This window comes from Eubacterium sp. Marseille-QA0814, assembly GCF_965119675.1.
Taxonomy (GTDB): domain Bacteria; phylum Bacillota; class Clostridia; order Lachnospirales; family Lachnospiraceae; genus Eubacterium_G.
In genome coordinates this window covers 1,052,940-1,067,372 of the sequence record NZ_CBCPMG010000001.1, presented here as the reverse complement: position 1 = coordinate 1,067,372, position 14,433 = coordinate 1,052,940, and the positions used below count along the sequence as shown (strand labels likewise).

The following is a 14,433-nucleotide window of genomic DNA, read 5'->3' as shown; positions in this document are numbered from 1 at the left end:
TATCAGCCAATCAATTATCGATGTCAATTAAAACCAATGCCTATAGGTGAAAAAACTATAGACATTGGAATTGTGTGTTTTCGTTTATTTAGTTTTAAAGAGAGTGTGAAAGTTTTTCTGTAAATTAAATATTTAAATATAATTAATAGGCCTTCTATGATAAAATTTATTATTATAGGAGGCCTTAATTATGGCAAGAGAAAGAAAAAAAGTACACAAGGTACAAATGACCGATGGCAAACGTGCCATCATCCACCAGCTATTGGATGAATATGACATTCAGACAGCTGAAGACATCCAGGATGCATTAAAAGATCTTCTTGGAGGCACAATCAAGGAAATGATGGAAGCTGAAATGGATGACCATTTAGGTTATTCAAAATCACAACGTTCAGAATCCGATGATTATCGAAACGGTTACAAGTCAAAACGTGTCAACAGCAGTTATGGTTCCATGGAAATCGATGTTCCACAGGACCGTCGTTCTACTTTTGAACCACAGATTGTAAAGAAACGTCAGAAAGACATTTCAGACATTGACCAGAAAATAATCTCAATGTACGCAAAGGGAATGACAACACGACAGATTTCCGACACAATTGAGGATATTTATGGATTTGAAACATCAGAAGGATTTATTTCTGATGTGACTGATAAAATAATGCCACAAATCGAGGACTGGCAAAACCGACCATTAGATGACGTTTATCCTGTTGTTTACATTGATGCCATTCATTATTCTGTAAGGGATGAGGGAATAATAAGAAAACTTGCTGCTTATGTAATTCTTGGAATTACAGTGGATGGAAAAAAGGATGTATTAAGCATAAGTGTTGGAGATAATGAAAGCTCTAAATACTGGTTGTCTGTATTGAATGAATTAAAAAACCGAGGTGTAAAAGACATTCTTGTTATATGTGCCGATGGTTTAAGTGGCATAAAGGAAGCCATATCGGCAGCTTTCCCAAACACAGAATATCAAAGGTGCATAGTTCATCAGGTGAGAAATACTCTTAAATATGTACCCGACAAAGACAGAAAAGCCTTTGCGAAAGACCTTAAGACAATATATCAGGCAGTTAATGAAGAAAAGGCTCTCGAAGCATTAGACAGGGTAACTGAGAAATGGACTCCGAAGTATCCGAACTCCATGAAAAGATGGAAGGACAACTGGGATGTGATATCGCCTATTTTTAAATTTTCAGATACTGTACGAAAAGTAATATATACAACCAATGCCATTGAAAGTTTAAATTCAACATACAGGAAACTTAATCGTCAGAGAAGTGTATTTCCAAGTGATAAGGCATTATTGAAAGCACTGTACCTTTCAACCTTTGAAGCAACGAAAAAATGGACAACGACCTTAAGAAACTGGGCTCAGGTGTATGGAGAACTGAGCATTATGTACGAAGGCCGTTTGCCTGAATAGCATAAAAAATACCCAATATCAAGGATAAATATACGCCCGTTATAAAACGGGCGTCCTTGACATGGGTATTTTTATATGCTAGTTATATAAACAAGAGCTGCAAGCTCATTTCATGAACTTACAGCTCCATCACTTATCATAGAATGTCTATTTACAGACTTTATTTCACAGACGGGGGTGCGGACATTTTCTTGGACTATCTAAGTGACCAATCCAAGTCTATGTCTGTACTCTATAGGACTCAAATATCCTAATGATTTTTTTATTCTTTTTTCATTATACCAATAAAGATAATCATTTAAAATACCAATAAATTCTGAGATGTTTACCCCAGACCAATCTGCATTATAGAACATCTCATTTTTAATTCTTCCAAATACGCCCTCACAGGCAGAATTATCAGGTGAACAGCCTTTCTTTGACATTGATCGTATGAAACCATTTTTCTCCATCCTGTCAATCCAGCCTGGCCAGCGGTAGTGTACGCCTCTGTCTGAATGTATGATTGGTTTTTCTCCTACAGATAGTAATTTAGCTGCATCGTCAAGCATAGAATTGACAAGTAATGCATCTGGAGAAGTGCTTATATTCCAATTGACAAGTAAGCCATCAAAACAATCTACTATAGGCGATAAATAAACCTTTCCTGCCGGAATTGCAAACTCGGTTATATCTGTTAACCATTTTTCGTTAGGTTTAGATGCAGAAAAATTTCTGTTAATTAGATTATCTACTGCTGGAGATATTTCACCTTGATAGGAATTATATTTACGAGTTCGTTTGATTTTTACTACAAGTTGTTCTTCTTTCATAATCCTACGAATAACTTTTTCTGAGACAATTATATTTTCACGCTTAAGTAGGGCGTGAATTCGTCTGTAACCATACCGACCTTTATTCTCTGTAAATAATTCAATGACTCTAACACGTAAAAGTGTATATTTATCTTCTTTTTTTAGGGATTGTTCCTGATAATAATAACTGCTTTTTGATAATTGTAATTTCTGTAATAATAATGGCAGTGAGTATCTATTTTTCAAGACATCGATTATCACCGCCTTCTCTCTGTTGCTGAGAGCACTCTGATCGATGTCTGGGTCTTTTTTTAATACATTTATCGTTTCTTTAAGAATATCTATTTCTAATTGCATATCTTGTATTTGAGCCTTCAACTGATTTATTTCATCAGAAGAAATATCTGTACTTGAAACAGAACCTTCTACTAATGTTCCCGGAGTAATGTTTTTGTGATTCATAAGACCTAATGTACCTTCTTTTAAATAACGTTTTCGCCATTGATAAATACTAGCTCTACTATACCCAATGTCTTCTGAAACATATTTTATATTTTCTCCGAGCTCATAGCAACGGTGAATTGCATCTAATTTTACTTCTAATGGAGGATTGCGAGGATGATCAGGAGGATTATTAATTACAGGATATTCTTTCCTTGTTTTGGGTGGGGTATTTTCCTCAGCAATCCATGTGTACAGATTTCTACGTGTTGGATACCCTAGAATCCTAATAGTTTCAGTTACAGACTCTGTTTGATGATATATCCGTAGTGCAATATCTTTTTGTTCTTTTGAATACATAAAAAGGCTCCTTTCGAAGCCCTATAGTAGTCCAGAATTTTGTCCGCACCCTCGACTCGTTTTAAACCAAAATGTAGTAAGCTCTTTATTGCTGTTACATCCATATTCAAAATGGTGTAGCATTAATATGTTTTTGGCAATTGACAGACCAATACCGGAGCTGCCAAGGCGGTTATGTTTTTTACTTTCTGTTTTGTAGAAAACATCCCATATTTTTTTGATTTGAGTTTTGTCAATCATTTTACCATCATTAGAGACGGAAAGGCTAACACCTTTGTTTGATTTTTCAACGTTAATAATGATTTGACTTGTTGCGTGTTTAATAGCATTTGTAACAAAGTTTTGAATCACTGTTTTTATCATTTCAAGATCAGCATCAATTAATATTTCTGATTCATTATGTTTAAAATTAATATCTAAATTTGACTCAGCTATAATTGGACGTAACGAATTGATAACAGCATTAGTAAGACTGACTAAATCGATAGTCTCAAAATTAAGTGGGCGTTTGTTGGCTTCCAGTCTTGATAATTCAAGAAAATCGGTTACCAAATCACTTAGTTTATCTACTTCATTATTGATTTTTGTGCTGTATAGTGGTTTGTCTTCATCTTCTATATAGTCCCAGTTTTCTGTGTATGATTTAATTAATGCAAGTGGTGTCTTAAATTCGTGTGCAACACCGCTGGTAAAATTATTACGCATTTGGTCATATTTTTCCTGTTGTTTAATAGTCTTGTTAATTAGTATGTTGATTATAATAATTAGTACAATAGCTGCGAAAACAATCAGAACAATTCCTAACATTAATTCTTTTACAGCCATTTCAAACGGGTGGATAACCGTAGCACTGTACACATTGTAGTACCCCATGCCATTGTTGTGATTGTCTTTTAAAATTATTGTTGTTTTAAAGATGTTTTTGTTTTCATATTCTACATTATCATCACTGGCAGGATTTTTTATAACGTCGTAAACAAGAGTTTTGGCTTCGTTATTAACTACATTTTTATTAGAAAATCTGTCATTGGCTAGGAGATAGTACCCATTTATTTTATAATCAATCTTTTTTGCATCAGATGGCACATTGTTATTTGATAAAGTTAGAGTATGTTTTTTTTCATGACTCAAACATTCAAATGTGATTTTTTCCGGATAAATAAAAGATTCATCTTCATATCCTTTGATGTGAACTTTTTCGGTAGAGTTGATGTAGTGTAATAAATCGTATTTGATAGAATGTTCATCAACTTGTCCACCTAAAAGAATATATTTTTGAGTATCGTTAGTTTCGTTATCAACAATAAGCATATTCTGTGTGTTAGCTAAAACGTTCCCATTTAAATTCGTAAGGACTGCATAAAAGCCAATATGATAATTAAGTCCTGCATTAGATAATTCTCTGTAAAAATAAGAACTTGCTGTTCTATCATCTTTCTTTTGGTCTAGTGCAAGAGTAGCTCTATAGGCTTTGTCTGCTCTGGTGCAATATTCATTATACATATCGGTAAGATAATCATCTTGAATTTCTATTGCCTTATATAGTGTCAAACTAAGACTGCCTAATATTGCTGCAACAAATATCATAACTGTTAATTTTACTTTTAAACGTTTGTAGTGATTTTTCATTATTATTGCCTCCAAATATATCCACCTTTTATAATTGTATGAATATAATGGTTTTCCTCTCCAAGTATTGCTCTAAGTTTTTTTACATGAGTGTCAACGGCTCTGTCATAACCTTCATAATCATAACCCCATACAGCATCAAGAATCTGGGTTCGACTAAGTACCTGATTTTTATTGTCAATAAAGTACATTAGAAGCTCATATTCTTTTGGTGCAATGGAAATGACTTTTTTATTTACTGTCACAATACGTCTGGCAGGCTCGATTTGAATATTGCCAATTGTTATTAAACCGTTCTTGATTGTAAGACCATGGTATCTTTTTACCAATGAATTAATTTTCGCCATAAGTATTGGCATGGAAAATGGCTTGGTAACATATTCATCTGCTCCAATTTCATAGCCTTGAATAACATCCTGTTCTTTACCTAGTGCGGTAAGAAAGATAACAGGCACGTCATATTTTGTTCTAATGTATTGACAAACCTGCCTGCCATCAATTTCAGGCATCATAATGTCTAATACAATAATATCAAATACATTTTTATCAACTGCGGCTATTGCCTCGGCACCATTTTTGGCAGTGATTACATCAAATCCGTTTCGCTCTAAATATTTTTTTGTAATGTCCCGTAAACCTTGCTCGTCATCTGCTAACAACACTTTGTAAACCATATATATTCTCCTTACAGTTGAAACAATAATTAATTCATGTGTATTCTTTATGTACATAATAACATAAATAAAAAAATTTTGATGAATAGGATAAATGATTTGCGATAAGTTTTACATTTAAACTTGGTTGAACAATTTATTACAATATAGTTGAAGAGAAAACGAAAGCTAGATGTAATCTAGCCTCTGGCAGTGTGCAAAATTTACAAAGTAGTGCTACATTTACCAGGTATGGGCATTACTTTTCAGCATTAGTAGTAGCTGATAAAGGGCATGACAAAAGGAGGAATGAAAGAATATGAGTGAAATGTTTGAATATGATGGAGTACAGTATACAAAAGAACAATGTGATCAAATAGCTTCTGAGTTTTTTGATCCAAATCTTTTAAATCAGTATCCTTTTGTTCATGCGGGGATGACTGTTAGAGATTATCTGGAAGAAAAACAATACTATTTAAATCATTGTAAAGAAGTTCGCAATGGAACATATAAGTCGTTGGGGAAACAAAAATAGATGGATAGTGAATGTATATGATGAAAAAACAAAGTGATTGGGCTTCATATGGAATGATGGAAGAACCTTTTTGGCGAAATGATATGACACCGGAAGAATTCGAATTAGAGCGTGCATATCTTGTAAATATATATAGTAGGGGAATAAAGGCTAAAATTAATTATAAACCACTTTGGTATCCAGGGAAAAAGGTTAATTATGATTCATCACAGGATTTTATGGAAATTGTAGAGCTTGCAGGTAAAATAGCACATATGACAGATGACGAATTAGAAAAGATTATTATTGATGTATAAACATAATATTATTAAATGCTAAAAAGAAAGGTATAATATGGAAGTAGATACTTTAAAAAAAGATGTTTTTTGGGATTCACATGGACTCTCGCCAGAAGCGTTGGAGGAGAGTGTGAAAAAAGCAGATGAGTAAAGTAGTTTATGATTTTCAGGTTAGAAATTATAGAGTGTTAAAATTAGATGAAATGCCTAAATTGGACTACAAAAAGTATAGTATAGATGGAAAAGAATATGAGCCAGTAACAATATACGACGAACAGAATTGTATAGCTATTGAATCAAAGGAAGAATTCTGTATTGTTCCAAGCTTCACTTATTAAAGTTGATTTCTCTTTGTAGGTGTAAACTTCTTCCTGACTTTTCTTTTTTCTATGAATAGTATAAGGTGCTTTTTTAAAGCTGATTTCTCTAAATATATTTCTGTCAATAATGTTAAATTCTTCATCAGAAGCCAAATCAAAAATTTCTCGTAATATCAATGCTATACTGCCAAAGGCTTTAGAGGTTAATTGATAGTCTATAATTTTTGAATAAGCTCAATCCTTGAGGTAACGTTTTGTCATATGGCTGTTTGTCTATTTCAAAGCATTAAAAAAGAAGAGAAAACCGGATTTTGGCTTTCCCTTCTTTTTAACTGTTTATAATTTTATTTTTTTATCTTAACCTGCTTTGGCTTTGACCATTTGCCCTGATAAGTTTTCTTTCCTTTGACAACAATGGCTTTTGCTCTTGCATACAATTTTTTAGCCTTTTTAAACTTGCTATTTGATACACTATATGTCAATTTCTTAGTTGTTTTTGTCAATATTGTCTTTTTAAACTTCTTATCTTTTGCAATCTGTACTTTGTACTTGGTTGCGCCTTTAACTCTCTTCAATTTAAGACTAATTTTCTTAGCATTTTTCTTTTTAATTGCTTTTTTAACAACTGCCTTTCCAACCTTTACAGATGATTTTTTTGTAGTCTGACTTGGTTGTTTTTTAGTTGTTGTTTGTGCATTTGTCTTTGACTCCTGTGGCTTTGTAGTTTCTGAAGTAGTTGTTGGTTCTGCAGTAGTTGTTAGTTCTTCAGTAGTTGTTGGTTCTGCAGTAGTTGTTGGCTCAACTACTGGTGTTGTTTCAATTTCTGAAGTTGGTTCTGCAGTAGTTGTTGGATTTGTAGTTGGTTCCTCGTATTCTGAATATGCAGGATCTGCAAGTTCTGCAGGTGTTTTTCCTGAGAGTCCAGGGTCTGCTTTAATTGACACAGTTTTCTTTAATCCAAATGATTCTACATTGTTACTTGTATACTGTGATCTTACTTCTACTTCATATGTACCTGTCGCAAGTCTGTTTTCATAGTAACTTGCCACTTTCCCATTGATTCCTACCTTAATACAAACACCATCTACAAAAAGATTCAATCTTTGACCTGTTAAATCTGCCACATCAGACCATGCAATAGTAAATCCATAGTCTATACCTTCTGTTAAAATTGAAAGTCCAAGTGGTAATGTTGGCTGATTTGGTTTGTCAAATGACTGTGCATTATCTATAAACTGACCTTTAACAGTAACCTTTGATGACTGACCAAATGATGGTGCCGCCAAAGCTGACTCTCTGCCTTCTGCATCCACCGCTGATAAATATGCCAGATATTCACCTGATGATACACTTTCCAATATAACATTTGAATTGGTAATTCCATCTACATATACACGTCTGTAAGGTGTACCTGTCTTTGCATCAAATAAATATAAATTGTAACCTACAACTGATGAATCTGCTGATGGAATACTTGCTTCTGATGATGGTGCCCATGCAACACCTAATTTATTGTCTGCCTGCGCCGGATTGTCAGCAGGAACTTCCGGATTTCCTGTAATATAACTTAATCCTGCCGGTGTTTTTGGACCTATGCAATCAACAGGATATGTGTAATTAAGAGTTGCTCCTGTTACTGTAAAGCTAACTTTCTCTGATAATGTTCCCTCACCCATGCTGTTTACATTTGCAGCCTGCGCTGTATATGAACCTGCTGGAAGTCCACCTACTACACCGCCTTTTGTAGCATTGCCAATCTTTGTAACTAACTCTCCATCCTTGTAAATATAAATGACTGTTGCTGTAACTGTTGGATCATATCCAGCTACATTTGCTGGGTCATCGGCTCCTGCCCATGCAAACATAATTGCATTATCAATTGTATCCGAACCACTTTTGCTAACAGCAACAAGTCCTATTACTTCCTTAGGTAATGATGTTGCTGCTGCACTTACATTGCTTGTTGGATAGTATGTAATCGAAGATACTAACATTGCAATGGCACAAATAATCGCACCAAATTTCTTTAATCTTTTCATTTCATAAACCTCTCTTTCATTTGTTTAAACATACATTATAATTATACACTTCTAAAGAGTTATTTGTTAGTAGCCTATTTTTATATATGGTGTTAATTTTTTTGGAAGGTGTTTTAATTTTAAGATTTTCCATATATATGTACAAACACAAAAAAGTCCTAAAAATGTCAAAAAAAGTACGAGACGTGTTGCGGGTGTCCTGTGGACACCTCTGGACGGAGTCAGAAGCAACGACCGAGGCGGCAGCAGAAAAATCGAACCTTCGAGCCTGAACTCAGGCTCGATTTTGCAATAAAAAAGGGCACCTGTTAAGGTACCCTTTTTATTGCAAAAAAAGAAGCGCGAGACGGGGATCGAACCCGCGGCCCCCTCCTTGGCAAGGAGGTGCTCCACCACTGAGCCACTCGCGCATTGATTACTGTGTGATGTCTTGTGTGTCACACGCAAGATATATAATACAGTATGAATTAACTTTTGTCAACAAAAAAATCAAAAAAAATTAAAAAAATTTACAACCACTATTTTTACTAATAAATCATACCAAAAAACAAATACAAAACATACACAGAAATTAACATAATGATATACATTAAATATAATTGCAAATATTAAACATTCTGATTTGAATTTAAACAAAAACTAAAATCCTATAAAAATAATAGAAAAAATATAAATGAAAATAGACAAAAGCAGGGGATTGTGTTTTAATAGTAGTGTTGTAAAAAAAGAGAAGTGAGGTCGGCTTATGGCAATTGATTGGACCATATTAGACGGTATACAAAAGATATTTGGTGGAAGTTTTATGGACTGGCTGATGCCAAAGATAACGGTACTTGGAAATGGTGGCATTGTCTGGATTATAATTGCAGTATGCCTAACATTGACTAAAAAACATCGTAAAGCAGGCTTTTTAGTTTTAATAGGAATGTTACTGGGGCTTATAATAGGAAATGGCATCCTAAAGAATGTAGTAGCCAGATCAAGACCATGTTGGATTAATAAGGATTGGCAGATGCTTATTAGCATACCAAAGGATTATTCGTTCCCATCAGGTCACACACAGGCTTCAGTGATTGCGGCAACAATTCTTACTTTATATAAGAAAAAATGGGGTATAGTTGTTATACCACTTACAGTTATCATAGCATTTTCAAGACTATATTTATATGTGCATTTTCCAACCGATGTGTTAGGTGGAGCATTGCTTGGTTTAATAATAGGCTTGTTTACATACTATGTAGGAAATAAGATTATTGAAGCAAGAATATATAGTAAGAAGTAATTAAATGATTCAAAAAATGAGATAATCCTGAAACTGCAAAGAGAAGTGTAGATTCGAAAACTAAGGACGCTGGTATAAATATTATGCAGAAAAATAGGCATTATATTTAATAAAATAAATATAAAAAGAAAACATTAAAATATATAACATATAAAGAGGGCAGAAAAATGAAGATTTCAACAAAAGGAAGATATGCATTGAGAGTTATGATTGATTTAGCACAAAATGCAGATGAAAAATATATTTCCTTAAAGGATGTGGCAGAAAGACAGCAGATTTCCATGAAATATTTGGAAATGATAGTTTCGCTACTTCATAAAGGAGGTATGGTTAATAGTTTAAGAGGAAAGTCAGGTGGATACAAATTAGCAAAAACACCGGCTGAATATAAAGTTGGTGATATTATCAAATTAGCTGAAGGTTCACTGGCACCGGTTACCTGTTTAGAAGAAGGTGAAACATGCGAAAGAGCAGAGCAGTGTGTAACACTTCCCCTTTGGCAGAAATTAGATTCAGTTATAAATGATTATCTTGATAGTGTAACTTTAGAAGATGTAATTGAAAAGAAAATTTCTTAAAAGAAGAATCAGACACATTAAGAATAAAAAACTAAAAATAAGCAACAAAAAAAACATCCATTGGATGTTTTTTTTGCTTATTTAAATTGATGACTTTGAATTGATAATCTTGCACCACTTACATATCCACTAAAGAATAAGTAGCTTGACATATCAATAGTCTGTTTCTTATATCTTACATTCTTATCACCGTTAAGAGTTCTCTTTGCTGCTGTGATACAACTTTTATTTAAAGATTTGTTATCGTACAATGCTAATGATCTTTTTAATGAACCATTTCTAACAGGACCGAACTGATAAGGCTGATAAACAACACCATTTAATGAGTTTGGATAACTTTTAGATTTTACACGGTTCATAATAACAATACCAACAGCCTTTTTTCCGGCGAAACATTCAGCACCGGCTTCGCTATAAATAATAGCAGACATTAATCTTAACTGTTTCTTTGTGTAATTATTTTTTACTTTAATATTAATAGTAGCGTATGTTTTCTGATTTGCATTTGAAATCAATGTAACTACAGAAGAACCTTTTTTAACACCTCTTATAACACCTGTTGCTGAAACAGTGGCAACTCTTGGGTTGCTTGATGTTATTGTGTAATTCTTCAATTTTTTTCTCTTTATCTTAAGTAATTTGTATGCTTTTACATTTTTGTTTACTTTTACTGTTTGTGTGGCTGTTACTTGAGTAGTGGATGCTGTCTGCTGAACTGTTGTCTGCTGTGTAGGTTCAGCCGCTTTAACAGTCATAGTGCTTACTGCACATGATGTAAAAAGTAAAAGTGCTAAACTTAAAAATCTCTTTTTCAAAACAACCTCCAAATTTGTTACAAATTTATTACATTTGTCTCACGAATGTCAATTATGCCGTAAAATTTGTAATTTGTCAAGGTTATTCATGTAATAATAATGCCATATTCCAGTAATTTCCTAATAATTATTTACTTATTTTAGGAGGATATTTCGGTATGCTCAAAGTAAACTTACCTTATACAAACCTATAATAAATATATAAACAAGGGTAGATTAGGGCATTTTTCACTATAATTTGTCACTAAGAATATTTTACAGAAAAATGTCAAAAATAAAGATTAAAAAAATCCTATTAACCTTATATATAACATTGGGAAAAGAATTGTAAAAAATTAAAAAATGTGTAGAATATATAGAGAAAAGGTTATTCCTATAAGAAACAAAGGAAAAAGTTTTGAAAAGGTATTTACAAATTTTGAATAAGGTTATATAATTCCTAGTAAATTAATAGGAATTAATAAGGAGGAAAGAATTATGTATATATACGCAGATAATGCAGCAACAACTAAAATTAGTAAATCAGCACTTGATGCGATGATTAAAACAAATGAAGAAGCTTACGGAAATCCATCCAGCTTACATAGCGTTGGACAGAAGGCTAAGGAAGTTTTGGAACAGGCGAGAGTTGATATAGCTAAGTGCATTGGTGCGGACTTTAAAGAAATATATTTCACATCAGGGGGAAGCGAAGCTGACAATCAGGCAATTATTTCAGCTGCTAAACTTGGTGCATTAAGAAATAAGAAACATATTATTTCTACAAAAATTGAACATCATGCAGTTCTTCATACTTTAAATAAATTAGAAAAAGAAGGATTTGAAATTACGTTATTAGATGTGCCTGAAAACGGTGTTGTTAATGTAGAAGATGTTGAAAATGCAATTAGAGAAGATACAGCATTGGTTACAATTATGTTTGCCAACAATGAAATCGGAACATTACAGCCAATTAAGGAAATCGGTGCAGTTTGTAAGAAACATGGTGTTGTTTTCCATACAGATGCAGTTCAGGCAGCAGGTCATGTTAAGATTGATGTAAATGAATTAAACATAGACATGCTCTCAATTTCAGGTCACAAATTCCATGGACCAAAGGGTGTAGGTGTTTTATTTGCGAGAAAAACTGTTCCACTTACTAATGTAATAGAAGGTGGCGCTCAGGAAAGAGGTAAGAGAGCCGGTACAGAAAATCTTCCTGGAATCGTTGGAATGGCAGTAGCTTTACAGGAAGCTTGTGCTAATATGGAAGAAAATGCAAAGAAGGAAACAGCTTTAAGAGACAGATTGATCAAAGGTTTATCAGAAATTGAATATTCAATGTTAAATGGTGATCATGAGAAGAGACTTCCAGGTAATGTAAATTACATTTTTGAAGGTATTGAAGGTGAATCTCTTCTATTATTATTAGATGCAAGAGGCATTGCAGCTTCATCAGGTTCTGCATGTACATCAGGCTCACTTGATCCAAGCCATGTATTACTTGCAATAGGAAGACCTCATGAGATTGCTCATGGTTCACTTAGACTTACAATTACTGCTGAAAATACAGAAGAAGAAATCGACTACATTGTTGAAAAAACAAAAGAAGTAGTTGCTTACTTAAGAAGTATTTCACCGGTATGGTCAAGAATGATGGAAGAAAAGAACAACAAATAAAGTACATTAATATATATTGTGATTAGATGCAAAAGCAATTTTGTATTGAAAGGAGATTTAATATGTTATATAGTGAGAAAGTAATGGATCATTTCATGAATCCTAGAAATGTAGGAACAATCGACGACGCAGACGGTGTTGGAGAAGTAGGAAACGCTAAATGTGGCGATATAATGAAAATATTTATAAAAGTAGATAATGATATTATTTCAGATGTAAAATTTCAGACATTTGGATGTGGTTCAGCTATTGCAAGTAGCTCAATGGCAACAGAATTAATTAAGGGAAAACCATTAAGTCAGGCACTTGAACTTACAAACAAGGCTGTAGCTGAAGCATTAGATGGTTTGCCAGCACACAAACTTCACTGTTCAGTATTAGCTGAAGAAGCTATTAAGGCAGCTATTGAAGATTATCAGAAGAAAAAAGAAGCTGGAGAAGTAAAATAATTTTATTAATTCTCTTGCATTCTAGGTTGTTGTGTGATTAAATAAAGAGTCGATTGTCAAGACAGAGGCTGGCATAATATATACGGTTGATACACATTTATGCCTGACACCCATTGGGCGTGATGTGCAGGATGCCACTGGCTATGTTTTGAAGTATGAAGGTTGACTGATTTTACAAGCTTATAATTCATAAGATTAAAAAACAAAAAAGGATTGGAAGAGAAAAGTGAGTATTAAAGAAATTCAAGATGAAATTATTAAGTTAAAAAAAGAAAAAGATATTTGTATATTAGCCCATTGTTATCAGAATCCTGAAATTTTAGAAGTGGCAGATTTTACAGGTGACAGTTTTGGACTTTCTGTTGAAGCGGCAAAAACTGATGCAAAAACAGTTATTATGTGTGGCGTTAGATTCATGGCTGAAACAGTTAAAATTTTATCACCTGATAAGAAAGTTATTTTGTCAAATGCTGATGCAGGTTGCCCAATGGCAGAAATGATGGACAAGGACTTAATCGAACAGGTTAAGAAAAGTTATCCGGATTACACAGTTGTAGCTTACATTAATACAACAAGTGAGTTGAAGACAATATGCGATGTTTGCGTAACATCATCTTCAGCAGTTACAATTTGTAATAAGATTGAAAGTGACAAGATTTTATTTATACCGGATTGTAATTTAGGTGATTGGGTTTCACAGCAGATTCCTGATAAAGAATTCAAGTTACTTTCAGGTGGTTGTCCAACTCATGCAAGAATGAGTAAGGAAGATGTGAAGAAGGCAAAAGAAAAATGGCCTAACGCACAGTTGTTAGTTCATCCTGAGTGTAAACCTGAAATTGTTGAACTTGCTGATTATGTTGGCTCAACAACAGGAATTATGAATTATGCAAGAAAAAGTGATCATAAGGAATTTATTATTGGTACAGAGAATTCTATCGTAACTCATTTACAGATGGAATGTACAGATAAGATTTTCCATCCATTGTCAAAAGATTGTATATGCCACAATATGAAGGCAACAACTTTAACAGATGTTTTAAACTGTTGTAAGGGTGTTAGTGGTGATGTAATTGAAATGGATGAAGATACAAGAATTAAAGCGAAGAAATGTATCGACAAAATGATTGAAATGGGATAAATTAAAATTAAATTAAAATAATGAGTAT

Annotated in this window: 14 protein-coding genes and 1 tRNA gene; 9 read left to right on the top strand and 6 right to left on the bottom strand. The window is 33.4% G+C overall.

Going from position 1 to position 14,433, the window contains the following annotated elements; all coding sequences use genetic code 11:
* Nucleotides 1-190 precede the first annotated feature (190 nt).
* Nucleotides 191-1,432, top strand: a complete 1,242-nt coding sequence (locus ACQY63_RS04965) for an IS256 family transposase (RefSeq protein WP_428244735.1) — start codon at nt 191-193, stop codon at nt 1,430-1,432.
* 200 nt (nt 1,433-1,632) lie between these two features.
* Here the strand turns inward: ACQY63_RS04965 and ACQY63_RS04960 are convergent, their stop codons facing one another.
* From ACQY63_RS04960 to ACQY63_RS04950, 3 genes are read right to left on the bottom strand one after another with little or no spacing between them, the layout of a single operon-like run.
* Entirely contained in the window at nt 1,633-3,027 is a 1,395-nt protein-coding gene (locus tag ACQY63_RS04960) for an IS3 family transposase (RefSeq protein ID WP_412622513.1), read from the bottom strand.
* Between the two features lie 21 nt (nt 3,028-3,048).
* Entirely contained in the window at nt 3,049-4,656 is a 1,608-nt protein-coding gene (locus ACQY63_RS04955; protein ID WP_428244819.1) for a sensor histidine kinase, read from the bottom strand.
* A gap of 2 nt (nt 4,657-4,658) precedes the next feature.
* Nucleotides 4,659-5,330: a response regulator transcription factor gene (locus ACQY63_RS04950; RefSeq protein ID WP_302689893.1), complete on the bottom strand. Its 672-nt coding sequence runs from the start codon at nt 5,328-5,330 to the stop codon at nt 4,659-4,661.
* 298 nt (nt 5,331-5,628) lie between these two features.
* On the opposite strand from ACQY63_RS04950, the gene ACQY63_RS04945 reads away from it, so the two are divergent.
* The 3 genes from ACQY63_RS04945 (at nt 5,629) to ACQY63_RS04935 (ending at nt 6,460) form a co-directional block, all read left to right on the top strand.
* Complete coding sequence (locus ACQY63_RS04945; protein WP_302689894.1) at nt 5,629-5,844, top strand: hypothetical protein; 216 nt, start codon at nt 5,629-5,631, stop codon at nt 5,842-5,844.
* Between the two features lie 17 nt (nt 5,845-5,861).
* The gene (locus tag ACQY63_RS04940; RefSeq protein WP_302689895.1) at nt 5,862-6,140 is read left to right on the top strand and encodes a hypothetical protein; all 279 of its coding nucleotides are present in this window, start codon (nt 5,862-5,864) and stop codon (nt 6,138-6,140) included.
* 125 nt (nt 6,141-6,265) lie between these two features.
* Complete coding sequence (locus ACQY63_RS04935; protein ID WP_022165303.1) at nt 6,266-6,460, top strand: hypothetical protein; 195 nt, start codon at nt 6,266-6,268, stop codon at nt 6,458-6,460.
* A gap of 326 nt (nt 6,461-6,786) precedes the next feature.
* On the opposite strand, the gene ACQY63_RS04930 is transcribed toward ACQY63_RS04935, so the two are convergent.
* Both ACQY63_RS04930 and ACQY63_RS04925 read right to left on the bottom strand, forming a co-directional pair.
* Nucleotides 6,787-8,481 carry a hypothetical protein gene (locus tag ACQY63_RS04930; protein WP_428244818.1) on the bottom strand — a complete coding sequence of 565 codons (1,695 nt, stop codon included), beginning with the start codon at nt 8,479-8,481 and terminating at the stop codon, nt 6,787-6,789.
* Nucleotides 8,482-8,819: 338 nt separating this feature from the next.
* Nucleotides 8,820-8,891 (bottom strand) — tRNA-Gly (locus tag ACQY63_RS04925).
* A 335-nt stretch (nt 8,892-9,226) separates the two neighbouring features.
* Between ACQY63_RS04925 and ACQY63_RS04920 the strand changes: the two genes are divergently transcribed.
* Together ACQY63_RS04920 and ACQY63_RS04915 are read left to right on the top strand one after the other, a co-directional pair.
* A complete protein-coding gene (locus ACQY63_RS04920; RefSeq protein ID WP_022164749.1) occupies nt 9,227-9,763 on the top strand; it encodes a phosphatase PAP2 family protein in 537 nt (178 codons plus the stop codon).
* Between the two features lie 167 nt (nt 9,764-9,930).
* Entirely contained in the window at nt 9,931-10,341 is a 411-nt protein-coding gene (locus ACQY63_RS04915; protein WP_022164750.1) for an RrF2 family transcriptional regulator, read from the top strand.
* A gap of 77 nt (nt 10,342-10,418) precedes the next feature.
* On the opposite strand, the gene ACQY63_RS04910 is transcribed toward ACQY63_RS04915, so the two are convergent.
* On the bottom strand, nt 10,419-11,156 hold the full coding sequence (locus tag ACQY63_RS04910) for a cell wall hydrolase (protein ID WP_022164751.1): 738 nt from the start codon (nt 11,154-11,156) through the stop codon (nt 10,419-10,421).
* Between the two features lie 477 nt (nt 11,157-11,633).
* On the opposite strand from ACQY63_RS04910, the gene nifS reads away from it, so the two are divergent.
* The 3 genes from nifS (at nt 11,634) to nadA (ending at nt 14,405) form a co-directional block, all read left to right on the top strand.
* The gene (gene nifS, locus ACQY63_RS04905; protein ID WP_022164752.1) at nt 11,634-12,815 is read left to right on the top strand and encodes a cysteine desulfurase NifS; all 1,182 of its coding nucleotides are present in this window, start codon (nt 11,634-11,636) and stop codon (nt 12,813-12,815) included.
* 62 nt (nt 12,816-12,877) lie between these two features.
* On the top strand, nt 12,878-13,264 hold the full coding sequence (gene nifU / locus ACQY63_RS04900) for a Fe-S cluster assembly scaffold protein NifU (protein WP_022164753.1): 387 nt from the start codon (nt 12,878-12,880) through the stop codon (nt 13,262-13,264).
* A gap of 226 nt (nt 13,265-13,490) precedes the next feature.
* Complete coding sequence (gene nadA / locus ACQY63_RS04895) at nt 13,491-14,405, top strand: quinolinate synthase NadA (protein WP_428244817.1); 915 nt, start codon at nt 13,491-13,493, stop codon at nt 14,403-14,405.
* The last annotated feature ends 28 nt before the right edge of the window (nt 14,406-14,433 follow it).

What these genes read in the sequence shown, in the direction of transcription:
- ACQY63_RS04965 (WP_428244735.1), top strand. Translation starts at nt 191, where the DNA reads ATGGCAAGAGAAAGAAAAAAAGTACACAAGGTACAAATGACCGATGGC.
- ACQY63_RS04960 (WP_412622513.1), bottom strand. Translation starts at nt 3,027, where the DNA reads ATGTATTCAAAAGAACAAAAAGATATTGCACTACGGATATATCATCAA.
- ACQY63_RS04955 (WP_428244819.1), bottom strand. Translation starts at nt 4,656, where the DNA reads ATGAAAAATCACTACAAACGTTTAAAAGTAAAATTAACAGTTATGATA.
- ACQY63_RS04950 (WP_302689893.1), bottom strand. Translation starts at nt 5,330, where the DNA reads ATGGTTTACAAAGTGTTGTTAGCAGATGACGAGCAAGGTTTACGGGAC.
- ACQY63_RS04945 (WP_302689894.1), top strand. Translation starts at nt 5,629, where the DNA reads ATGAGTGAAATGTTTGAATATGATGGAGTACAGTATACAAAAGAACAA.
- ACQY63_RS04940 (WP_302689895.1), top strand. Translation starts at nt 5,862, where the DNA reads ATGATGAAAAAACAAAGTGATTGGGCTTCATATGGAATGATGGAAGAA.
- ACQY63_RS04935 (WP_022165303.1), top strand. Translation starts at nt 6,266, where the DNA reads ATGAGTAAAGTAGTTTATGATTTTCAGGTTAGAAATTATAGAGTGTTA.
- ACQY63_RS04930 (WP_428244818.1), bottom strand. Translation starts at nt 8,481, where the DNA reads ATGAAAAGATTAAAGAAATTTGGTGCGATTATTTGTGCCATTGCAATG.
- ACQY63_RS04920 (WP_022164749.1), top strand. Translation starts at nt 9,227, where the DNA reads ATGGCAATTGATTGGACCATATTAGACGGTATACAAAAGATATTTGGT.
- ACQY63_RS04915 (WP_022164750.1), top strand. Translation starts at nt 9,931, where the DNA reads ATGAAGATTTCAACAAAAGGAAGATATGCATTGAGAGTTATGATTGAT.
- nifS (WP_022164752.1), top strand. Translation starts at nt 11,634, where the DNA reads ATGTATATATACGCAGATAATGCAGCAACAACTAAAATTAGTAAATCA.
- nifU (WP_022164753.1), top strand. Translation starts at nt 12,878, where the DNA reads ATGTTATATAGTGAGAAAGTAATGGATCATTTCATGAATCCTAGAAAT.